Here is a 2,939-nt window from a genome sequence, read left to right on the forward strand (position 1 = left end):
ACCTGCGTTGCGGGCCGCGTCGGCGGCGCTGCGGACGGCGGGTGCTGCGGCGGCGATGGCGGTGGCGGCGGCTTTCATGGCTGCCTCGCGCTTACCACTCGGCGCCGGGATAGGCGCGTTGCAGGAACTGCATCTCGGCCAGGATGAAGCCCAGGTGCTCGCTGTGGCGGCCTTGCTTGCCGCCCTTCTGCATCCAGGCGTCGGCCGGCGGCATGGTCAGCGTGGCTTCGGCAAAAATCTCGGCCACATGCGCCAGCCATTGCGCGCGCAGTTCGTCGGCGGCCGGCGCCACGCCGGCGGCGACCATGGCCTCGTCCACCGCGTCGTAGGCGAATACTTCGCCGCTGTACATCCACAGCGCATCGGCTGCCGCCTGGGTGCGCGCATGGCTGATCTCCGTGCCGTCGCCCAGCCGCACCATCAAGTCGCCGCTGCGGCGCAGGTGGTAGGTCACTTCCTTCAGCGATTTCTCGGCAATGGCGGCGATGCGGGCATCACTGCTGCGCGTCAGGCCTTCGATCACGAAGTAATGCCAGGTGTCGAAGTAGAACTGCCGCACCAAGGTGTCGGCATAGTTACCGTTCGGCTGCTCCAGCAGCAGGCAGTTCTTGAAGTCGTGGGCGTCGCGCAGGTAGGCCAGCTTGTCTTCGTCGCGGCCGGCGCCTTCCAGTTCGGCGGCGTACTCGTACCACAGGCGCGTCTGGCCCAGCAGGTCCAGCGCGACGTTGGTCAGCGCCATGTCTTCCTCCAGCGCCGGGCCTTTGCCGCACCATTGCGACAGCTGCTGACTGAGAATCAGGGCGTTGTCGCCGAGGCGCAGCAGATAATTCACCTTGTTGTCCATGGCGGCGCCTTACAGGTTCTTGACTTCTTCCGGCATCGGGAAGAAGGTCGGGTGGCGATACACCTTGCTGTTGGACGGCTCGAACAGCGCGCCCTTGTCGGCCGGGCTGCTGGCGACGATGTCAGCGGCGCGCACCACCCAGATGCTGACGCCTTCATTGCGCCGCGTGTAGACGTCGCGCGCGTTGTTGACCGCCATTTCAGCGTCCGGGGCGTGCAGGCTGCCGACGTGTTTGTGCGCCAGCCCGTGCTGGCTGCGGATGAATACTTCCCACAGTGGCCATTCTTTGCTCATGCTTGTCTCCTTATGCGGCGGCGCGTTGTTTGTCGGCGTGGGCCACCAGCGCGTCGCGGAACCATTCGCCCTCGTCCCACGCCTTGACGCGGGTTTGCAGGCGTTCGCGGTTGCACGGGCCGTTGCCCTTGAGGACGTTGTGGAATTCGCTCCAGTCGATGGCGCCGAATTCGTAGTGGCCGGTGGCGGCGTTGAATTTTAAATCGGGATCGGGCACCGTCAGGCCGAGGAATTCGGCTTGCGGCACGGTCTGGTCGACCATGCGCTGGCGCAGCTCGTCGTTGGAGAACAGCTTGATGCGCCACTGTGCCGACTGCGCGCTGTTGACCGATTCCGCGTCCGACGGGCCGAACATCATCAAGGAAGGCCACCACCAGCGGTTGAGCGCATCCTGCGCCATGGCTTTCTGCTCCGGCGTGCCGCGGCACAGCGCCAGCATGATGTCGTAGCCCTGGCGCGCGTGGAACGATTCTTCCTTGCACACGCGGATCATGGCGCGGGCGTACGGGCCGTACGAGCAGCGGCACAGCGGGATCTGGTTGATGATGGCCGAGCCGTCCACCAGCCAGCCGATGGCGCCCATGTCGGCCCAGTTCAGGGTCGGGTAGTTGAAGATGCTGGAGTACTTGGCCTTGCCGGCATGCAGCGCGGCGAGCAGCTCGTCGCGTGACACGCCCAGCGTTTCGGCGGCGCTGTACAGGTACAGGCCGTGGCCGGCTTCGTCTTGGATCTTGGCCAGCAGGATCGATTTGCGCTTGAGCGTTGGCGCCCGCGTCACCCAGTTGCCTTCGGGCAGCTGGCCGACGATTTCCGAGTGGGCGTGCTGGGAAATCTGCCGGATCAGGGTCTTGCGGTAGGCGTCCGGCATCCAGTCCTTGGCCTCGATCTTGACGCCGTCGTCGATGCGGGCCTGGAACGCCTGCTCGTCGGCGCTCATGTCGGCCGCCGTGCGAACTTGCTTGAGGCCGGTTTCTACCAGTTGTGCGTACATGGCTGTCTCCTGTTTGACTACATAATACGATACGTATTTTTATTTAGCTACAGTTTTTTTGTGTCATATTATTTTAATGCGTCGCGTTAATTTTGGGTGCGCGGCCAAGTAAACTATTGTTTCCATGTACAGATTAGTAAGCCGCTTATGAATTGCAACGACTGGATAGCCGGATTCCTGGCCAGCGATCCGCCGCGCTCGAAGTCGCTGGTGGTGACGATTTTCGGCGACGCCATCGTGCCGCACGGCGGCATGGTCTGGCTGGGCAGCCTGATCGAGCTGCTGGCGCCGTTCGGCGTCAACGACCGTTTGCTGCGCACCTCGGTGTTCCGGCTGGCGCAGGAAGGCTGGCTGGGCGCCCAGCGCGACGGCCGCCGCGCCTCCTATGCCATCACGCCCGATGCGATGGCGCGCTTCGTGCACGCCTACCGCCGCATCTACGCGCCGCCGAATGTGCACTGGGACGGCAGCTGGACCCTGGTGCTGAACGGCGACGGCGCGCTCAACGCGGCCGAGCGGGCGGCGGTGCGCAAGGAGTTGCTGTGGGAAGGCTATAGCGTGATCGCGCCCGGCATCATGGGCCATCCGGCCGCCGACGGCCCGGCGCTCGACGAGCTGCTCAAGCGCCTGGGCGTGGCCGGCAAGCTGTTCGTGGTGCAGGGCAAGGCCATGCGCCAGGTCAGCGCCCGGCCGCTCAGCGATCTGGTGGCCGACGGCTGGGACGTGGCGGCGGTGGCCGGCGGCTACAGCAAGTTCATCGCCCAGTTCGAGCCGCTGCTGGCGGCGCTGCGCGCCAGCAGCGGCTCGAAC

The 2,939-nt window shown here is 65.2% G+C and carries 4 protein-coding genes; 1 reads left to right on the forward strand and 3 read right to left on the reverse strand.

Annotated elements, in window-relative coordinates; translation table 11 throughout:
• Positions 1-91: 91 nt before the first annotated feature.
• From paaC to paaA, 3 genes are read right to left on the reverse strand one after another with little or no spacing between them, the layout of a single operon-like run.
• A complete protein-coding gene (gene paaC / locus GTP69_RS30720) occupies positions 92-844 on the reverse strand; it encodes a 1,2-phenylacetyl-CoA epoxidase subunit PaaC (protein WP_161058415.1) in 753 nt (250 codons plus the stop codon).
• Between the two features lie 9 nt (positions 845-853).
• The gene (gene paaB, locus GTP69_RS30725) at positions 854-1,138 is read right to left on the reverse strand and encodes a 1,2-phenylacetyl-CoA epoxidase subunit PaaB (protein WP_154360552.1); all 285 of its coding nucleotides are present in this window, start codon (positions 1,136-1,138) and stop codon (positions 854-856) included.
• 10 nt (positions 1,139-1,148) lie between these two features.
• A complete protein-coding gene (gene paaA / locus GTP69_RS30730; RefSeq protein WP_161058416.1) occupies positions 1,149-2,129 on the reverse strand; it encodes a 1,2-phenylacetyl-CoA epoxidase subunit PaaA in 981 nt (326 codons plus the stop codon).
• A 147-nt stretch (positions 2,130-2,276) separates the two neighbouring features.
• Here paaA and GTP69_RS30735 point away from each other — a divergent pair.
• Positions 2,277-2,939: PaaX family transcriptional regulator (locus GTP69_RS30735; protein WP_161058417.1), on the forward strand; the 663-nt coding region annotated here is incomplete at its 3' end.

Source organism: Duganella levis (genome assembly GCF_009857605.1).
Taxonomy (GTDB): Bacteria; Pseudomonadota; Gammaproteobacteria; order Burkholderiales; family Burkholderiaceae_D; genus Rugamonas; species Rugamonas levis.